Here is an 18,696-nt window from a genome sequence, read left to right on the forward strand (position 1 = left end):
CATTATGAAAGTCTTTCGATACCTCATATTATTTGTTTTGCTGCTAAGCCAGTCGGCTTGCGACAAGGACTGGCTGAAACCGGAGCCGCTGTCGTTTTTCAGCCCGGAGAAAGTGTTCGTCGATAAGGCCGGGATGGAGGCATTGCTGATTACCATGCGCAAGGACCTCAAAAACGAAACTACCGGCGCCATGCCGAACCTGACGATGGAATTTGCCGCTTCCGATCTGGCATCGCCGTGGTCGCAGCTTGATTTTTACAATCTTACACCCAATACCGACCAGTACTATCGCTTCCTGACGATGTTTACGGTCATTTATTCTTCTATTAAAAACTGTAACGTACTCATCAGCAGGATCGACGACATTAAATGGCAGTCGGATCAGGAGCGAAATGCCATTTTGGCGGAGGCGCTTTGGCACAGGGCTTACTGGTATTACCGGCTCGTAAATTCCTACGGCGATGTGCCGTTTCTGGGGGCTGAAATAGCGGAGGCGAAGCTCGATTTTCAGACCCATAGCCGCTGGACGATCCTGGAAAAGATCAAGACGGACGTTGAGTTTGCCGCCGAATGGCTGCCGGTCACCGCTAAACCGGGCGTGATCACCAAAGGGGCTGCAAATCATTTGCTGACGAAGATCTACCTCGCCAATCTGGAATACGACAAGGCTATTGAAGCAGCTAACAAGGTGATTAACGGTCCATACGCCTTGATGACACAGCGTTTCGGGATCGATGCTACGAAGGGTTATCGCAACCTCATCTGGGACCTGCACCGTGCCAAGAATTTCAGCATTGCCCAGAATACAGAGACCATTCTGGCGTCCATCGACCGTTACGAGGCGCCGCCGGCCGCGCGCTCCGTGGGCCTTTATACCATGCGGCTCTACAATTGTCAGTGGTTCCAGCCGCAGGTACTCGACAGCCAGGGGAAGCCGGGCATGGTAGCCAGCGGGCCTATGTACGATTCACTGGGCCGCGGCAATGCCAACATCAGGCTGACGGGCTATTACCAATATGATATCTGGGCATACAAAGGCAGTACCTGGCGCAACACGCCCGATTTGCGGCGAGCGGATATCAATTGGGTGGATATTCATGAACTGAAATACAATAACCCGGCGTCGGTCGATTTCGGCAAACCCGTTAATACCCAATTCCTCGCCGCGCAGGTAGATACGTTCAAGCACGTGTACGCGATGCCGCATTACATTATGTACAATCCCCAGGATGACCCGAAAGCGACGCCGATGGGCGGCAACGGCGACTGGTATATTTTTCGCCTGGCCGAAACCTACCTGCTCCGTGCCGAGGCCTATTTCTGGAAAAACCAGCCCGCACTGGCCGCCGACGACATTAACAAGGTGCGCGAACGTGCCAAAGCACTGCCCATTACAGCAGGCGAGGTATCCATCGACTTTATCCTGCATGAGCGCGCAAGGGAGCTTTTCGCAGAGGAACCGCGCCATTCGGAGCTCGTCCGCATATCGTACATCATGGCCAAAGCGGGGATCAATGGTTACAGCCTGACCAATTTCAGCGAAAAGAACTACTATTTCGACCGGGTAATGCGGTACAACAATACCTATGAGAAAAAGATACAGCTGCTGGGTAATACCGCGAACATGGCGCCATTCCATGTGCTATGGCCGATCCCGTCACTGGTGATTACGGCCAATACAAAGGGTGTGATCAACCAGAATGTTGGTTATGACGGTGCGAACCGGAATGTGCCGCCGCTGACGAAAATTGAGTAAAACGAAGTTGTATATGGTTACTAAGCTGTCACCCTGAGCGCAGGTCGAAGGGGTATCTGCATCACGCAAATGCCCTTCAACTACGCTCAGGGTGACACGAAGTGTGACCTTCTACCCCCTTAATTCTACCTCGGTCTCAATTATTAAGCCCAATCACTCCCCGGCCAATCGCTGCAAATCCGAGTGCGCCAGCCGGTAATTCAGCTGTGCTGCCAGCAAATCGGCCTCCGCTTTGGCCAATAGGGAGCGCGTGTTGAGGATATCCGCTTCCAGGTTCAAGCCGGATGCTTGCCTGTCGGTCTGCACTTTGAGCTCTTCGGTGCGGTATTTTACTGCTTTTTCGGCCACGGCGATCAGCGCAGTGGCTTGTGTGAGCTTCCGGTGGGTCTTCGAAACATCGTTTTTGACCTGATTTTGGGTATTGAGCAGGTTTTCACGCGCTTGCTGGCTCAGGAAATGCCGCTGGCGGATCACCTGCTTGTTAGCGACCAGGTCCTGGATATTCCATTTGAATTGCGCACCTACGAACGGGTTGTTGTTCGGGAAAAGCAGGTTGCCGGTCTGGTAGGAGTAGCCTGCTACCAGGCCGATGTCGGGCAGGTTACTCTGCTCGGCTGCGCGGATGGCCTTCTGGGTTTTGATCTCCGTCAGGTTGGCGATTTTGATATCATTGTTGGACGTGGCTGCGTTCGTCAGGTAGGTGTCGAGGGTACCGGATGCAATGGTCATGTTGGTTACCGGTGCGAGCGTCACACTATCTGCATCAATGCCTGTCAGTTGTTTCAAATCGGCTGTGTAATCTTCGGTTTGAATGCGGAGTTTCAGGAGATTCTGTTCCTCGTCGGCGATGTTCGCTTGTAGGCCGGCTTTGTTCACATCAATGGTTTTGCCCGAAAGCAATGCGCTTTCCACATCATACAGCCGCATTTGCGCCAGCTTGATTTTCGCATTCGCCTCTTCCTGCTGCTTTTGGGTGATCAGCAAACCATAATACAGCTTCTCGATCGCCTGCCTGATCTGTAACGACGCCTTCGATTGCTCGTGGCGTGCCAGTTCGGCATCGGTTTTCGCCACTTCAATGCCCGTTTTGATCTTGCCAAGCTGGGTGATCGGCTGATAGAGCGTTACGCCTGCATTGAAATTGTGGTGTTTACCCAAAGGAAAGGTCTTTTCCTCATTCGGCAATGCAACCGTAGTGCCGCCGAGGGGCAGCGTGCCGAAGGAGCCTTGCTCGATCACCAATTGGCCGAGATTGGCATTGTACTGGTAGGAGGAACTCACCGAAGCGACCGGATAGCGCTTAATCGCATCCTCGGCTACTTTGGCCTCTTTTTCAGCTACCTGCAACTTGCGCACATTCAGTAAATGGTTGTTCTGCAATGCCATCTCTACGGCCTGTTCGAGCGTGAGCGGCTGCGCCTGCTGTGCGTACACGGGGTCCAGGGCAACTGCGCAGAGTGCGAGTATCGGGAATATCAGCTTAGTTTTCATGGTGTTCAGCAACAGGGGTTACCATCAGGTCTTTTTTATCATGCGGTTCGATCATCGCGATGTACAGCACTGGCACTGTGAGCAGCGCCATGACCATCGACCAGATCACCCCGACGGCGATCACGCTCGCGAGCGGGCTCCACATCGGCGATCCTGACAAGATCATCGGCAGCACGCCGATCGCCGCGGCCATCGCTGTGAGGAATATCGGACGCAAACGGCGCTTGCCGGATTCGATGGCTGCCGTGCGGATGTCCATGCCGTGACCGAGCAGCTCGTTGGTATGGTCCACCAGGATGATCGCATTCCGTACCACAATCCCCGAGAGGCTGATGAGGCCCACAAATGCGGTGAATCCGAAGTTGTTATGCGTGATATAGAGGCCCATCAGCGCTCCGAACAAGCTGAGTGGGATCGTGAGCATCACCAGCCCGGCTTCTTTGAGGCTGCGGAACTGGAACAACAGGATGAAGAAAATGAGTACCAGGCTGATTACCAGCACCACGATCATCTGGCTGAATGTCTCATTCTTGTTGAACTGCTCGCCGCCGTACTCGATCCGGTAGCCTGCGGGCAGTGGAATGTCCGCGATTTTGTCTTTCACCTCTTTAACGAGCTCGGCCGGCAGAACGTCGTCTTCGGTTTCGCTCAGGATGGTGAGCGTCCGCACGCCGTTGCGGTGCATGATCTTGCCGGTTTGCCATTGCGGTTTCAAGTCGGCGATCTGGCGTAGCGGCACGTTGGCGTCTGTTACGGGCGAGGCCAGGTATATGTTTTCCAGGTTATCGGACGACTGGCGGTTACGCTCGTCGAGGCGGAAAACAATGTCGAGCGGGTTGTTGCCTTCGTACATGGTTGAAATGGGGGCGCCATTGAAACCGGTGTACACCATTTGCGAAATGCTGCCGGTGGTAAAGCCGAGCTTGTTGGCCTCATCTTTAAGCTGAATGCTGATCCCGTAATAATCCTCGCGAAAATCGGGGCGGACCATCGCGCTGCCTTTCGCATTTTTGAGAATTTCCTGTACCTGCAAACCAATCGCTTTGAGACGGGCAACGTCATCGCCCACAATGCGCACTTCCACAGGCGACTTATAAGGTGAGCCTTGCTGCATCAGCTTCACCTGCGGAGAACCTTCGGGGATCAATGCGGCTACTTTGCCTTCGAGTTCGTGGGCAAATGCCTCTGCCGTCTTCTCGTCGGTGGTGTTGATCAGAATTTGCGCATAGTTGGTAACCGGCACTTCGGGGGAGAAGTTGTAGTAAAATCTCGGTGCGCTCGTGCCCGTGAACGTAGCGTAGGAGGTCACGCGCGGGTCGCCTTTGACAAGTTTTTCCGCTTTCAGGATCGCCTGGCTGGTCTGGTCGAGTTTGGTGCCGGTCGGCATCCACAGTTCGATCACAAACTGGTTCCTTTCAGCGGCCGGGAAAAATTTCTGCTTAATGCCTTGATATACAAAAAGCGACAGTACGACAGTGAGCAAACTGACACCAATCGTCAGCGCCGAATGTCTCACGCACCATTCGAGGGCGGCGTTGTAGCCGTTCTGCATGCGGTCGAGCAGGGTAATGCGTTTCTTTTTGTCGGATTCCTCCGCGCTGTGGTCGTGGAGACCTTTTTTGATGAAGGTATAGCAAAGCAGGGGGGTCAGGATCATGGCCACAATGAACGAGGCTGCCAATGCAATGGCCACCGTAATGGGCAATGCATGGATGAACTCGCCTACGGAGCCGGTCAGGATAACCATCGGCATGAACGAGGCAATAATGGTTACCGTGGCAGCCAGGACCGGGATTACCAGGTCGGTGGCGCTGCGCCAGGCGGCTGTCCAGCGGTCGATACCTTCGTCGAGAAGTTCCACATAGTTGTCGGCGATGACAATGGCGTCATCCACCACCATCCCAAGCACGACGATCAGCGCTGCGAGCGATACCTGGTGCAGTTCGATGCCGAATGCATTCAGCAATGCAAATGTGACGGCGATCGTCATCGGAATGGCCATCGCGGCAACCGCGGCAATGCGGATCGGCAGGAGCAGGATCACGACAATCACGACCGAGAAAATGGCCAGGAAAAATTCGCGGATGAAGTGCGTAATGTTTTCATCTACGAGCTTCGGCTGGTTTACGATCGTCGTCAAGGTCACGTCCGACGGCAGCAGCTTCTCCACGTCAGCCAGTTTGGCATTCACTTCTTCCCCAAACTTCACAATGTTGTTCCCTTCCTGCATCTGGATGGCAAGCATCATTGCATTGCGGCCGTTCACGGTGGTCTTGCTGGTGGGCTCCGCGTATTCGCGGTTCACCTGCGCGATATCTCCTAGACGGATCAGTTCCCCGGTTTTCGAGGCGCCTACGATCTGGTTGGCGATCTCATTTTCGGTATTGTAATACCCCGATGTGTACAGTGGCGTCTGGCTCGTGGCGGTTTTGATATCTCCTGTCGGACTAATCACGTTCTGCGATTGCAAAACCTGCACCACGGACGACAGTTTGACATTATATTGAGAAAGTTTCTCGGAGCTGGAAGTGACCGTGATCTGTTCCTTCTGTTCGCCGATGCGCTTGATTTTGGACACCGATTTGACCGTCCGGAGAACATCTTCCAGTTTCTGGGTATATTCTTTCAACTGCGCATAAGTGGCCTTGTCGCTTTCGATGCCGATCACCAATGCTTCGGTGTCGCCGAAATCGGAGTTCACGATCGGGCCGCGCACGCCTTTGGGGAAATCTACCTGCTTGGCCACCAGCAACTGGTGGCGCAGTTTGCTCCAAAAGACATCCGGATTTTTGACATTTTCGCCCAATTCCACATTCACTACCACCATGCCGTCCTGCGACGTCGAGTAAGTTTTGTCCTTGCGGATTTCTTCGAATTGGAAAAGATATTGTTCGAGTTTCTTGGTAACCTGGTCTTCCACTTGCGCGGAGTTGGCGCCGGGGAAATAGGCAAGCACCAGGCCTTGCCGTACAGTGATCTTCGGATCTTCACGCCGGGGCATGTTCAGCAGCGAATAAACGCCTACCGCAAACACCAGCAGCAATACCGACAGTGTCACCTGCGGATATTTCAGGGATGATTTGACAAAGTTCATAACGCAGCTTATTGGGTGATGGAAATGGCGGTGCCGTCGGTGAGCTTGTGCTGCCCGCCGGTTACCACGCGGTCGGTTTCGGTGATGCCGGACGTAATCTCGATCTGATTGTCGGTAAGTTGCCCGAGGCTAACTTTTCTTTTCAAAGCGATTTTGCGGTCGGGGTCGGCCACGAAAACGTAGCTCTGGTTGTCGAGGTCGCGCAAAACAGCCTCGGTAGGCAATACCAGCGCTTTTTTGGATTGGTTGGAGGCCAACGTCACCTCGGCGATCATGCCGGGGCGGATTAATAGTTTGGGATTTTGCAGGGCTATTTTGATGGTAAAGGCCCGGGAGGCCGCGTCGGCGGCGGAACCTACCTCGATTACTTTACCTGTAAATGTCTCGCTAAGCGACGAGACCAGCACTTTTGCCTCCTGTCCGAGTTTGATATTGTGCAATTCACTTTCTGGAATATACGCATTCACCTTCACCGTGCGGATGTCCGATACGACAAAAAGCGGGGTACCCACACCGACGATCTCACCCACTTCCGCCATTTTTTTCAGCATGACGCCGCTGATCGGGGCAAAGAGCTTCGTATCCGATAAATTTTTCGCGTGGAGCTTCTCCTGCGCGCGGGCCTGCTGCAAGCCGAAGCCGACTTTGGCAAAATCGCTTTCGCTGAGGCTGCGGCGGTCGTGCATCACTTTCAGGCGGTCGTATTCGTCCTGTATCTGAGCTACTTGCACGTCGGCTATTTCCTTGGCAATGCTGTAATTACCGGGGTCGAGGCTCGATAGCAGCTGGCCTTGCTTCACGAGCTGGCCTTCTGCAGCGGCGATGTAGTTGATCTTACCGCCTACCATAAAACCGAGGCGTACCGTTTTGTTACCCTCGATGTTGCCGCTGACGGAGATCTGATTGTTGGCTGAGATGTTCTGCGCCTGCCGGGTTATAACCGGCAGCGGTTTTTCAATGGATTTCGCCTGATCGGCGGGTTTGTTGCAGCCCGCGAGCGCAGCCATCGAGAGAATGAGATAGATAGGATTGCTTTTCATAAGAATGGACGACCGTTAGGTTTAATATCCTGGTGCAAAATTGGCCCCGATTGATGGCAATGCTTTTGATCTAAATCAAAAAGTAACCTAATATTGAAAAAATGTCAGACTTTTCCAGCTCTGATCCGGCTTAGTGTCTCCTGTGTGATGCCCAGGTAAGAGGCGATATGCCCCAGCGGTACGCGGAGCATGATATCGGGGAATTTTTCGAGCATGGAATTGTACCGCTCCTGTGCCGATTGGAACTGGATCGAATACAGCTTGTCCGAAAACGTTTTCACGGCATTGATCATGACCAAACGGCTCAGTTTCTGCAATGCCTGGTGACCGTCGATCACCTTCTCGAGATCGGGGTAGGGAATGGTCCGGATGGTGGCCTGCTCTAAAACTTCGGCGCCATAAGGTGAGGGGCTATTGAAAAAGGCACTTTCAATGGACACAAAGAAAGCGCCTTCGAGAATAAATGAATGGGTAATATCCTTGCCATCTTTAACATAATAGGTCCGCACCACACCTTTCTCAATATAGAATACCTTTTGCGAAAAGTTGTCCGGCGATAACAGCCGGTGGCCTTTAGTTAATTCTTCCTGCCTGAAAGCCTCCTGTACCTGGGCTTCCATTTCGGGGGATAATAGGATGTGTTGTTTCAGATAGCGAATCAGCTCCATAATGGGAATGCAATGACCGGGGTACTTCAAGCGACGGTTCTAACATAGCTATTTCCGGCGAAATACCCGCGGTACGCCTTTGCAAAACAACAGAAGTTACCCGCATTTTCGGACTGTGGGCGGAGATATCAGGGCATGAGTAATCCTTTTTCACCGATCATTTTGACCAATGCTTCCGAAATCTTTGCATGCCCGGATGCTTTAATATGCCCGTCCACGGGGTAATAATCCTGTGCTTTGAGGAGCTCGTCCGTATGCAGGAAGAACAAATGCCCGTCACCGGTTTGCCGTGCCTGCGCTTCAAACGCGCGGATCATTTCGGGGCGGGTGTAGCGACCGTCGAGATGCATGACCACGATATTGCCCTTGTAAAACTTCCGGATTTTGGCGAGCGACTTGAAAAAATACTCCGCCTGGGGCTTCGTTTCGGCAGGTGTTTTGATATCCGGCGGCGTTACGACGTCGAGCTGTCTGCCTTTTACCCACGAGGACAATGCACCCCCGATCTCGCGGAACACTTGCACCGGGCTCGTCCAGATCCGTTTGAGCAAATCCTTTTCCCTGACAAAAAAGTAGGTATAGCGCATCGGGTAATAGGTTTCATTGATGCGGTTGAAAGTCGCAGTGTTGGCAAACGACCGGGCAGTGAGCTGCTGCGGTTCATTGCGGGGCTCGTTGCGGGCTTCATTTTCTTCAAAGTCGTTATCGCAGTATTGCAACACGACCAACCTGACGGAATCCCGCTTGATTTTAGAGAAAAGCAGCATTTCGCGGTAAGTACCGTACGACGAAATCCCGGCATTGAGGGTTTTCACGCCTAGTTTCCGGCCCGTAAGATCGGCGTAGGTCTGGTTTTCGTCCACGCCCCATCCCATAGTAAAGGAATCGCCCAGGAACACCAGCTCCGGGTTATCGAGCGACTTTTCGTCATCACGTAGGCCGAAGCTGTTGATTTTGAAGGTATTGCTGTATTCCAGGCTCGAATGTACGCCTTCGCTGTTGGGCCGGAGCACATAGCCGAGATCGGGCGAGTAGCTGGCAAAATGTCGGTTGAACTGGATCACGTCGCGGTAATTGATCCATTTTTCGAGCACACCCACCTCATGCCGGTCGGTATGCTGATTGACTTCAATCGTGTGTTGGATATAAAACCAGGAGGCTGTTTCCACAAGCGCGGGAATCAGCAGTGCCGTCCAGAACGGTAGTTTCATCAAGCGGGTAACCGACCAGCAGAAGAGCACAAATGCAATGGGAACCAGTGTTTTGAACAGCAGGATGGTCCAAACGAAGTGTGTGAATAATTGCCATCGGTATACTGTAATGGCGAGGAGCAGATAACCTGAAAATACGGCAATTGCCCCAATTTGTCTTTGCGTCATAGAATCACTGAAAGGATTTAAGTGCGGCAATTTAGCCGCTTACTCAAAATCTAGACACCGGAAATGACCGATATATTTCATTCTATTGTTTTATTTTTTATAAGATATTTATAATTAATTGATAATCTGATTACTAAAAATGATAAAATATAAAAAACGGGTTACACTCTCGCATAACCCGTTTTCGCGTAGTAGTATGTTCTAAATTACTTCAATGCCTCGCGGATAGCGGCACCGGCTTGAAGGAGCGCTCCCTGAACGGCTGGTACATTGGCCAGCGGGTTCAGCAAACCGTAATCGTGGATCAGGCCCTGATATCTTGCCAACGTGGTTTTGACACCGGCCGCCTCCAATTTGCGGGCATATGCTTCGCCTTCGTCGCGGAGGACATCGTTTTCGGCGGTCTGCACGAGGGCAGGAGGCAGGCCCTGCAACTGTTCGGTAGTAGCTTGCAATGGGGAAGCGTAGCGGTGTTTTCTATCTTCGGGGTCAGTAGTGTAGTTATCCCAGAACCATTTCATCATGTTTTTGGTCAGGAAGCGGCCTTCGGCAAACTGGTTGTAGGAAACGGTCTCGAAGTTGGCGTCGGTTACCGGCCAGAGGAGCACCTGCAATTTGATTTCGGGGCCATTATTGTCTTTGGCTTTCAGGGCGGTAACGGCAGCCATGTCGCCGCCTACGCTGTTACCGGCCACTACCAGCCTGCTGCCGTCGACGTTGATTTCGTCGCCATGTTCGGCTACCCATTTGGTTGCCGCGTATATTTCGTTGATCGCCACCGGATATTTCGCTTCGGGCGATGGGGTATAGTTCACAAATACGGCCGCAGCACCGGAGTAAACCACGAGGTCGCGGACAATGCGTTTGTGGGTAGGGAAGTCGCCCAATACCCAACCACCGCCGTGAATGAAGATGAATACCGGCAGTTTTTCGGTTGTACCGGCAGGTTTTACGATATCCAATTTAACGGTAAGACCGTCTTGTGTAATGGTTTTTTCACTGGTTTCGATGCCCGACAAATCCACTTCCACGGAATTTTGAGCGCCTGTGAGCACATTTCGTGCATCTGCGGGCGAGAGCTGTTCCAGCGGGGTGCCGCCTTCCGAGTTCAGGGCATTGAGAAAAGTTCTTACATCTTCAAAAATGGCAGGGTCGTTGGCTGGGTCGATGATATTCAGAGTTTCCATGATCTTAAAAGGTTTTTGAGATTGAGTACTTATTTCGTTTGTCTTGTTGTGCTTGATTTGATATGACAAAACTAGATCAGCGGGAAACCGGAAACATTAACCTAGGTTAAGAAAAGTGAGGAGATGAAAAAAAGTTTGGTGGGGTAGAGCGATCAGGTATCTCCCAACCGCTTCACAATCCACGGCAGCGTCAACCCCTGTCCAATCAGCGTAAACAGCACAACAGCCACGGAAATAAAGATAATGGCGTCGCGCATGGGGAAGGGCATGCCGTCATGCAGGTGCGTGGGAAGACCGATGGCAATGGCGAGCGAGACGATGCCGCGCATGCCCGACCAACTGATGATGAGGCTGTTTTTGACATCGAGCAAAGCGTTTTCGCTGATTCGTCCGCGCCCGCTTTCGAAACCCTTTTGGAGATTGGCCCGCTGCCAGAAGACCCTCACCATGCGGAGGACGAGTGCGATAATGGTGATAATCAACGCGTAACCGATGTAGGTAAGGAGCTGGTCGCTGCTGATGTTTTTAATCACATACGGGAATTGCAGTCCTATCAATATGAATATGAGCCCGTTCAGCAGGAAGATAATGATCTCCCATATGGCTTTGGATTGCGCTTTGAGGCGATCGGGGAATATCTTTTTGCTGAAATCGGCGATGCCTAGGCCGAGGATGACGACCGCGATCACGCCCGATACTTCGAGCTCTTCCGCCACCCGGTAGGCAACGAAGGGCATCAGGAGCATCATGCCGATGGTCGCCTGTGCGTTATTGTGGATACGCATAATGATGAATCCCAGAATACGCCCGATTACCAGTCCGACGATCGCGCCGCCTAGCAGTAACACGGCAAATTCGGCAGAGGCTTGCCAGAATACAAATGCGGAGCCTGTTACAGCGGCTACTGAAAACCGGTACGCAACCAATGCAGATGCATCGTTCACCAAACTTTCGCCTTCCAGAATGGTATTGGTTTTGGAGGAAAGGCCAAGGCCCTTGGTGATGCTCATCGCCGCAACGGCATCGGTGGCCGACAATATGGAGCCGAGCACGAATGCGAGTGGCCACGTCATACCGGGAATGAGGTAGTAAGACACGGCGGCAATGCCGGAGGCGGTGATGAATACGAGCGAAATGGCGAGCGTACTGATCGTATTGATATTGATCCTGAAATCCTGAAAATTGATATTGAAGGCCGCATCATACAGCAACGGAGGCAGGAAGATCAGGAAAACGACTTCTGGGTTAAGCTCTATTACCGGCAACGTGGGTATGAATCCGATGGCGATCCCGGCGGTGATCAGCAACACCGGATAGGGTATCCTGACACTGTCGGCCATGGCAGAAAGGCCGATCATAATGGCCATAATAAAGATAACGATACTGTAATTTTCCATAATGCTGAACCAGATGCCGGGTGGAATGCCTGGGCGTATAGTCTCAAATCTAAGGATGATTGCGAAAAATCAAGGTTACCGGGCCGAAAAATCGGGCTTGTCGGTTTTGTTCTATTTTGAGGGACGGGCGGCGCCTAGTTTTGCTTTAAACTAAAACAAACAAAGCAATGATAGCCATCACAGGAGCCAACGGAAACCTCGGGAAAGCCGCCCTTTCATTTTTATTGAAAAAAACACGACCGGAAAACATCGTCACGATCGTGCGCGATGCCGGCAAACTCAGCGACTATGCAGGCTCCGGCATACACATCCGTGTGGCCGACTATGAACACCAGGAATCGTTGGAGCGCGCGCTGACCGGCGTACACAGGCTGCTGCAAATATCGGCCTCGGCCACGGGTGTACGGGCGATGGCGCAGGAAATGCGCGTGGTGCGGGCAGCGATGAAATGCGGCGTGAAAGAGGTCGTTTACACCAGCACGCTTTTTCCGGATGAGTCGGCGCATTTCCGCGCCGCACGCATTTGCAGGAACACCGAGTCGCTGATCCGCCAGAGCGGGATGCGTTATGTCTTTTTCCGTAACAGCATGTACCATGAAACGATCCCGCTGTTTATCGGCGAAGCCATGGGCGACGGCCGGATTTTTTACCCCTCGGGCAGCGGACGCGTGAGTTTCGTTTCACGGAAGGATATTGCCGAGGCATTATCCAATGTGCTCTCCGGGCCGGCATTCGACAACACCGCGCACGACATTACAGGGTCAGAGGCATTCAGTTTTGCGGACATTGCATTGGAATTGAAGAAAATAGCGGGTTATCCCGAAGCCGCGTATACCGACATTTCGCCGGAAGATTACCGCAAGGGCCTGCTCGGTTTCGGGTTGGAGGAGGAAGAGGCCGGTTTTTACGCTAGTATGGCCGACAGTATCCGGGCAGGGGAGTTTGAAAAGACACACACTTCATTGGAAGGGTTTCTCGGTCGTAAACCGCTTGGTGTTCAGGAATATCTGCGGGAATTGTTTTGAAAAAAATCGGTAACTTGCCTGCCTGCTCAATAGCCATGAAATACCATCAGATCCAGCCGCCGCCGCATTTGCAGGACTACGTCCGGTACTATTGGGCACTCGAAAGCTCGGGGCGATCCGACGAGCAGGTGCATTTCGTGACTATCGCCGACGGTTCTCCGGGGATTATATTCCAGCAATCGCCGGGAGCGTCGTTTCAAGAGGGGAAAGAACTGTCGTCCATATTCCTGTACGGGCAGTCGACCGCGCATACCCGCATCGTTTCGCCCGCGACTTTCAGCACCATGGGCGTTTATTTTTACCCGCATGCCCTGAAATCCATTTTCGGTATGGATTCCAACGAGCTGACCGACGATTGTCTCGACCTGGACCTCTTCCTGAACGGCAAGCAACTGATGGAACGATTGGGAAATGCCAACGATGTAAAAGCAAAGGCCAATATCCTTTCAGAATGCCTCTGGGAGCAAATTTGCCGCAGTGATCACGCACTGCAAGCCGCCACGCGTTACGCATTGCAGCGGATCATTCAGTCGCAGGGTGCTGTTTCCCTGAAAGACCTCCGGCTCGAACTGCAAGTATCGGAACGCACGCTGGAAAGGCGTTTTCAGGAAGGAATAGGCCTGTCGCCCATGCTGTTTGCGCGGATATGCCGTTTTCAGGGCTCGCTGAATCAGCTGCGAAGCCAATCATACGACAAGCTTTCCGATATCGCGTTCGAGCAGGAATACGCCGACCAGTCGCATTTCATCCGCAACTTCAAAGAATTCACCGGGCTGACGCCGTTTCAATTCAGAAAGCGCATTCGTGAAACCGTGGAGAATTTCCCGGTGCTGGTTCAGTCGTAGGCGATTACGTCATTCATGATTTTCCATTCAAACCGGGCCGAAACAGGGTGATGGTCCGACAGGGGAAGACCTTTTGCATTGGTGAACATCGCCTTCTCCAACGCATAGGCTGATGGTTTGAGTTGAATGAATGCGCTGCTCCTAAACAGTATCTTGTCGATTGTTTCCGAGGAGTCTGTCAGGCTAAGGATGTCGTTCGAAGGGATGGTATTACTGCGGGCGGGCAGCTGATTTTTGCCATGCAGGCTGATCCATGGATCGGAAAGCGCATTCTCCTTCAACAGCCAATCCACATTATCCTGCCCGAAACTATACCGGCCATTCAAATCGCCCATCACAATCACGGCGTTGCTGGTCGAATGCTGGCGAATGTAAGCCGATAGTTGTTCCATATTGCGGCGGCGCGCCAGCGCGGCACGCGGATGGTTGTACGCGTTTGCGTGTACGTTGTAGAAATCGATAAAGCGGTTAGGGGCAATTTCAATGCGTGTATAGGTGAAACCTTTGGGCGTAAGACAATCTGCGCCGGTGCAGTCTGTCCACGCAATGCGGCGGAGCTGCTTTACCGGGAATTTGGAGAGGGTATTGAGGCCATCACCCGTCATGACCGCCCCTTTGGTAGGTGTACGGAAGCGATGGGTATTGCCGCCATTGTATAAATATTGATTGTAATTGAAATCCTCCTGGACATGCGCGATGTCGAAACGGTTGAGCAGGCGGCCTATGGCGGAAATGCTTTCTTTTCGGGGTGTGGCGGCGCTGCAAATGAGCTGGGGAAGCCCGGCGATGTTGTAAGTAATGACGGAGAAACTGCCCGCGTTGGCGGAATCTGATGCCCATTGGACAGGGTTGGCGCCGGGCTGTCCCGTCATTTCGCGGGTGGCGGGAGTGGCTTCTGTCAGGAAGAAGAGAATAAAAAGCCAGGAGACGGATTTCAGGAACCTGTTTTTGTCAAGAAGTAAATGAGTCCACATATAGCGCCGGTTGGTACGCCCAAAACTACGGGGAGCGTGTGGTCAGGATAATTCCAAATTGTTAAGGATACATTATTTTTCAGGCGGATAGCGCTTTTTGAAGGTAATTCGCTGGTTGCGACGCTAACTTCGCGGCAGTTCAATTTTTTAACAGTGATAATCTATTCCATGACCCGTTTTCTGAACAAAATCCTTATTGGCGCTGCATGTCTTTTGATCACTATTGCTGGCCCTGCTTTTTCCCAGTCTTTTCCCAGGAAGTCCTTCCTCGTTTGCGGCGATAGTAAAGTGCTGCTGGTGGATTATACCCGATCCAAAGACAGCATTCCCGAAATTATTTGGTCGTGGGATGCGCACCAGGCAATGGATTTGCCGGCGCAATTCCGGACGAAACTGTTCAACACAATGGACGACTGCAAGGCTGTACGCGGAGGGAAGCAGTTACTGGTGTCGTCGTCCAGCGGGGCCATTGCATTGCTGGATATGAAGGACAAAAAGGTACTTTTCCACGCCAGCGTTCCTAACGCGCATTCGATCGAACTGCTACCCGGCGACCTTATTGCCGCTGCCGCTTCGGTACAACCCGCAGGGAACAAACTCATGCTTTTTTCACTGAAACAACCTGACAAACCACTGTACACCGACAGCCTCTATTCGGCGCACGGCGTCGTGTGGAATGAAAAGCGGCAAAGCCTTTTTGCATTGGGCTACGACGTGTTGCGCGAGTACAAGATCGTTTCCGGGAATAGCCTTAAAATGGTGGCTAAATGGACGATCCCCGGCATTGGCGGCCACGAGTTGCAGCCCGCGAATGCGTCGGGCGATTTGTTTGTGACCGAGCACCACGGTACCTGGCTGTTCAGCCTGGCGACGCAAAAGTTTGCCAAAATCAAAGGGTTCCCGGATGCGGAGAATGTCAAAAGCGTGGGCCGCGACGCCTCCGGGCAATATATTTACACCATTCCCGAAGAAAGCTGGTGGACATTCCATGTGAAATTCCACGAGCCCGCACGCAGCTTTGCGTTCCCGGACATGCATGTATATAAGGCGCGATGGTTCGATAGCGGGCTGTAAGGCGGCCGGCCGGTTTTAAATAATTGTTATGAAAATGGCATTCCCGGCTTGGCGAATGCCATTTCAGCGGATATTTGCGGTTAAATCCCGGCACCATTCAGCTATCCAAAACCGCCGGGACGCCATTTCATGAAAGCTTTTTCCCAACTATCAATTCCCCTTTTTGCCCTGTTGCCCTGGGCAGTTTCTGCTCGAAACAGCAATGATAACCCGCTGTCGCGTGCGCATTCGCACAACGATTACATGCAGGTTGCGCCGTTCTCACTGGCCTACCAGCATCAGTTCGGCTCGGTAGAAGCCGACGTGCATTTGCGCAACGATACTCTCTTCGTCGCGCACGATTCGAAGGACATCAGTGCCGACCGCACTTTTGAAAAGCTGTATTTGCAGCAGATTGTCAAACGAATCACTCAAAATCAAGGGAGCATTTATAAAGATAAAAGCCGGTTAATGACCCTGCTGGTTGACCTTAAAACTTCATCGCAGCCCACTTTACAGGCATTGGTGAAAGCATTGGCGCCGCATGAGGCATTGCTGGCCCCGAAAGGCTCCGTGAAAGTGGTTGTGAGTGGTAATACGCCTGCGCCGGAGCAATTTGAGCAGTATCCGGCTTACATTTTCTTCGATGGCCGCCCGGGCGTAACCTATACTGCCGCACAGGCTGCCCGGCTTGGAATGATCAGTCAGGATTTTCATAAGTATTCGCAGTGGAACGGAAAAGGCATTCCCGTAGAAAAAGACCGCAAAGCACTGGTGGACGCGATTGCCCATGCGCATGCAATGAGCAAACCGTTCCGTTTCTGGGCCAGTCCCGACAATATCAATGCCTGGAAAGTGCTGATGAACCTCGGCGCGGATTACATCAATACCGACCATGTTGCCGAGCTGGGTACCTTTCTGAGTGGCCGCCAGAACGCCGAGTACCAGTCCACGGAGTTTTACAAGCCCTATCAACCCACTTACAAAAACAATGACGCGCTTGGCAAGGTGAAGAACATCATCCTGCTCATTGGCGATGGGATGGGCCTGGCGCAGATATACTCAGGCCTCACTGCCAACCGCGGGGACCTCAACCTCGGCCGGTTCCTGAATATCGGTTTTTCCAAAACGGCTTCTTCGGATAATTACATTACCGATTCCGCTGCGGGTGCTACCGCTTTTGCGACGGGCCATAAAACCCGCAACCGCGCTATCGGCGTCGATTCGAACCTTGTAGCGGTGCCGTCCATTATTCGCCAGGTGAAAGCCACGGGCCGGAAAGCGGCGTTGATCTCTGCGGGAGACATCACCGATGCCACACCGGCTTGCTTTTATGCGCACCGCCCCGAGCGGAGCCAGATGGACGAAATCGCGACCGACTATCTGAAAGAACCTGTGGATGTCCTGATCGGCGGTGGTTACAGCCATTTTGAGAAAACGAAAACGGCCGATTCGCTGAAAGCACGCGGTTTTCAGGTATCCAACAACTGGAATGACCTGGCCGGTATGAAAACGCCTTTTGTGCTGCTGGACGACAAACATGTGGTATCGATGCAGAAAGGGCGTGGCGATTTTCTCAAAGATTCATTTCAAAAAGCACTCCAATCGCTCCAATCGAACCCGAAAGGCTTCTTCATGATGGCCGAAGGTGCACAGGTCGATTACGGCGGCCACGCGAACATCGTACCCTATGTGGTGACCGAAATGCTGGATTTCGACAAGCTGGTAGGAGAGGCGCTCCGTTTTGCCGACTCGAATGGCGAAACGCTCGTGATCGTCACCGCCGACCACGAAACCGGCGGCCTCACACTGCTGGACGGCAACCTGAAAACCGGCTACGTCGACGGCCAGTTCAGTACCGGCGACCACACGGGGATTATGGTACCCGTATTCGCCTATGGCCCGCATTCGTTGGATTTCAGAGGAGTTTATGAAAATACGGAGATTTATCAGAAGATGAAGAAGGTTTTGACGCGCTAGTGCAAAGCTCCTGCTTTGCACGGCTATTCGCAGGCCTCCGGCCGGTCAGCACGCAAATATCGCTCTTGCAGTACCGGCCGGCCGGAGGCCTGCGAATGGTATGCACGAAGGCTGACCTTTGCGCGATTCCCTTTTTAAAAACATTTATTAACCATATTTTCCTATTTGATCCGTTTTCGTGTTTACATTTGTGCAAATCTGCCATGTATTCCATTGAAGATATACGCGTTACATAATGAAACGGAGTTGCTGACTGATATTGCAGCCGGCAACGAAAAGGCATTTTCCACGCTGTTTCACTGGTACCGCGACAAGGTCTATTCCGCCGCATTCCGGCTTACCCATTCCAGCTTTCTGGCCGAAGAGGTTGTTCAGGACGTGTTTTTGAAATTGTGGGTAAAAAGGGAAGCATTGCTCGAAATCGCGGGTTTCGAGGACTATCTCTTCATCATGACCCGCAACCACGTCTTCTCGGCCCTCAAAAGAATGGCACGGCAGCAGCAGCTCGTCGACGATCTTCAACTCGAACTGCCTGTGGGGGAAAACACCACCTACAATCGATTGCTCGACCTCGAAATCGAGGAAATTGTACACCAGGCGGTGGAGCTTTTGCCTGCACAGCAAAAGCAGGTTTACCTTATGAGCAAGGAGCAGGAATTGAAGCGCGACGAAATCGCGAAAAAGCTTCGTATTTCTTCCGAAACCGTCAAAACCCACCTCGCCCGCGCGTTGCGCCACATCCGTGCGTACAGCAAATTGAAGCTCGAAATCTCTATTTCCTGGCTGCTGTTTTTCCTGGTAAATTAA

The 18,696-nt window shown here is 52.4% G+C and carries 14 protein-coding genes; 6 read left to right on the forward strand and 8 right to left on the reverse strand.

Going from position 1 to position 18,696, the window contains the following annotated elements; translation table 11 throughout:
- The first annotated feature begins 4 nt into the window (after positions 1 to 4).
- The gene (locus tag AC2YIT_RS06655; protein ID WP_430847646.1) at positions 5 to 1,756 is read left to right on the forward strand and encodes a RagB/SusD family nutrient uptake outer membrane protein; all 1,752 of its coding nucleotides are present in this window, start codon (positions 5 to 7) and stop codon (positions 1,754 to 1,756) included.
- Between the two features lie 153 nt (positions 1,757 to 1,909).
- Here the strand turns inward: AC2YIT_RS06655 and AC2YIT_RS06660 are convergent, their stop codons facing one another.
- From AC2YIT_RS06660 to AC2YIT_RS06690, 7 genes are all read right to left on the reverse strand, one after another.
- Positions 1,910 to 3,247 carry a TolC family protein gene (locus AC2YIT_RS06660; protein ID WP_487278679.1) on the reverse strand — a complete coding sequence of 446 codons (1,338 nt, stop codon included), beginning with the start codon at positions 3,245 to 3,247 and terminating at the stop codon, positions 1,910 to 1,912.
- Positions 3,237 to 6,341: an efflux RND transporter permease subunit gene (locus AC2YIT_RS06665; protein WP_487278680.1), complete on the reverse strand. Its 3,105-nt coding sequence runs from the start codon at positions 6,339 to 6,341 to the stop codon at positions 3,237 to 3,239. The genes AC2YIT_RS06660 and AC2YIT_RS06665 overlap by 11 nt, the downstream gene beginning before the upstream one ends.
- 8 nt (positions 6,342 to 6,349) lie before the next feature.
- Entirely contained in the window at positions 6,350 to 7,381 is a 1,032-nt protein-coding gene (locus tag AC2YIT_RS06670) for an efflux RND transporter periplasmic adaptor subunit (protein ID WP_487278681.1), read from the reverse strand.
- A gap of 104 nt (positions 7,382 to 7,485) precedes the next feature.
- The gene (locus AC2YIT_RS06675) at positions 7,486 to 8,049 is read right to left on the reverse strand and encodes a Crp/Fnr family transcriptional regulator (protein ID WP_430847654.1); all 564 of its coding nucleotides are present in this window, start codon (positions 8,047 to 8,049) and stop codon (positions 7,486 to 7,488) included.
- A 128-nt stretch (positions 8,050 to 8,177) separates the two neighbouring features.
- Complete coding sequence (locus AC2YIT_RS06680; protein WP_487278682.1) at positions 8,178 to 9,428, reverse strand: SGNH/GDSL hydrolase family protein; 1,251 nt, start codon at positions 9,426 to 9,428, stop codon at positions 8,178 to 8,180.
- A 206-nt stretch (positions 9,429 to 9,634) separates the two neighbouring features.
- Positions 9,635 to 10,615 (reverse strand): alpha/beta hydrolase, encoded by a 981-nt coding sequence (locus tag AC2YIT_RS06685; protein ID WP_487278683.1) that lies wholly within the window; start codon positions 10,613 to 10,615, stop codon positions 9,635 to 9,637.
- 152 nt (positions 10,616 to 10,767) lie between these two features.
- Positions 10,768 to 12,012, reverse strand: a complete 1,245-nt coding sequence (locus tag AC2YIT_RS06690; protein ID WP_487278684.1) for a Na+/H+ antiporter — start codon at positions 12,010 to 12,012, stop codon at positions 10,768 to 10,770.
- A gap of 167 nt (positions 12,013 to 12,179) precedes the next feature.
- On the opposite strand from AC2YIT_RS06690, the gene AC2YIT_RS06695 reads away from it, so the two are divergent.
- Both AC2YIT_RS06695 and AC2YIT_RS06700 read left to right on the forward strand, forming a co-directional pair.
- Positions 12,180 to 13,037 carry an NAD(P)H-binding protein gene (locus AC2YIT_RS06695; RefSeq protein ID WP_487278685.1) on the forward strand — a complete coding sequence of 286 codons (858 nt, stop codon included), beginning with the start codon at positions 12,180 to 12,182 and terminating at the stop codon, positions 13,035 to 13,037.
- Between the two features lie 35 nt (positions 13,038 to 13,072).
- Positions 13,073 to 13,882, forward strand: a complete 810-nt coding sequence (locus AC2YIT_RS06700; RefSeq protein ID WP_487278686.1) for an AraC family transcriptional regulator — start codon at positions 13,073 to 13,075, stop codon at positions 13,880 to 13,882.
- On the opposite strand, the gene AC2YIT_RS06705 is transcribed toward AC2YIT_RS06700, so the two are convergent.
- Positions 13,873 to 14,856 carry an endonuclease/exonuclease/phosphatase family protein gene (locus AC2YIT_RS06705; RefSeq protein WP_487278687.1) on the reverse strand — a complete coding sequence of 328 codons (984 nt, stop codon included), beginning with the start codon at positions 14,854 to 14,856 and terminating at the stop codon, positions 13,873 to 13,875. The genes AC2YIT_RS06700 and AC2YIT_RS06705 overlap by 10 nt on opposite strands.
- Before the next feature lie 168 nt (positions 14,857 to 15,024).
- Here AC2YIT_RS06705 and AC2YIT_RS06710 point away from each other — a divergent pair, with 168 nt between their 5' ends.
- The 3 genes from AC2YIT_RS06710 (at position 15,025) to AC2YIT_RS06720 (ending at position 18,696) form a co-directional block, all read left to right on the forward strand.
- Positions 15,025 to 15,930 carry a DUF6528 family protein gene (locus AC2YIT_RS06710; protein WP_487278688.1) on the forward strand — a complete coding sequence of 302 codons (906 nt, stop codon included), beginning with the start codon at positions 15,025 to 15,027 and terminating at the stop codon, positions 15,928 to 15,930.
- Between the two features lie 129 nt (positions 15,931 to 16,059).
- Complete coding sequence (locus AC2YIT_RS06715; RefSeq protein WP_487278689.1) at positions 16,060 to 17,889, forward strand: alkaline phosphatase; 1,830 nt, start codon at positions 16,060 to 16,062, stop codon at positions 17,887 to 17,889.
- Between the two features lie 213 nt (positions 17,890 to 18,102).
- On the forward strand, positions 18,103 to 18,696 hold the full coding sequence (locus tag AC2YIT_RS06720) for an RNA polymerase sigma factor (RefSeq protein WP_430847668.1): 594 nt from the start codon (positions 18,103 to 18,105) through the stop codon (positions 18,694 to 18,696).

This window comes from Dyadobacter sp. SRI_021 (assembly GCF_057586235.1).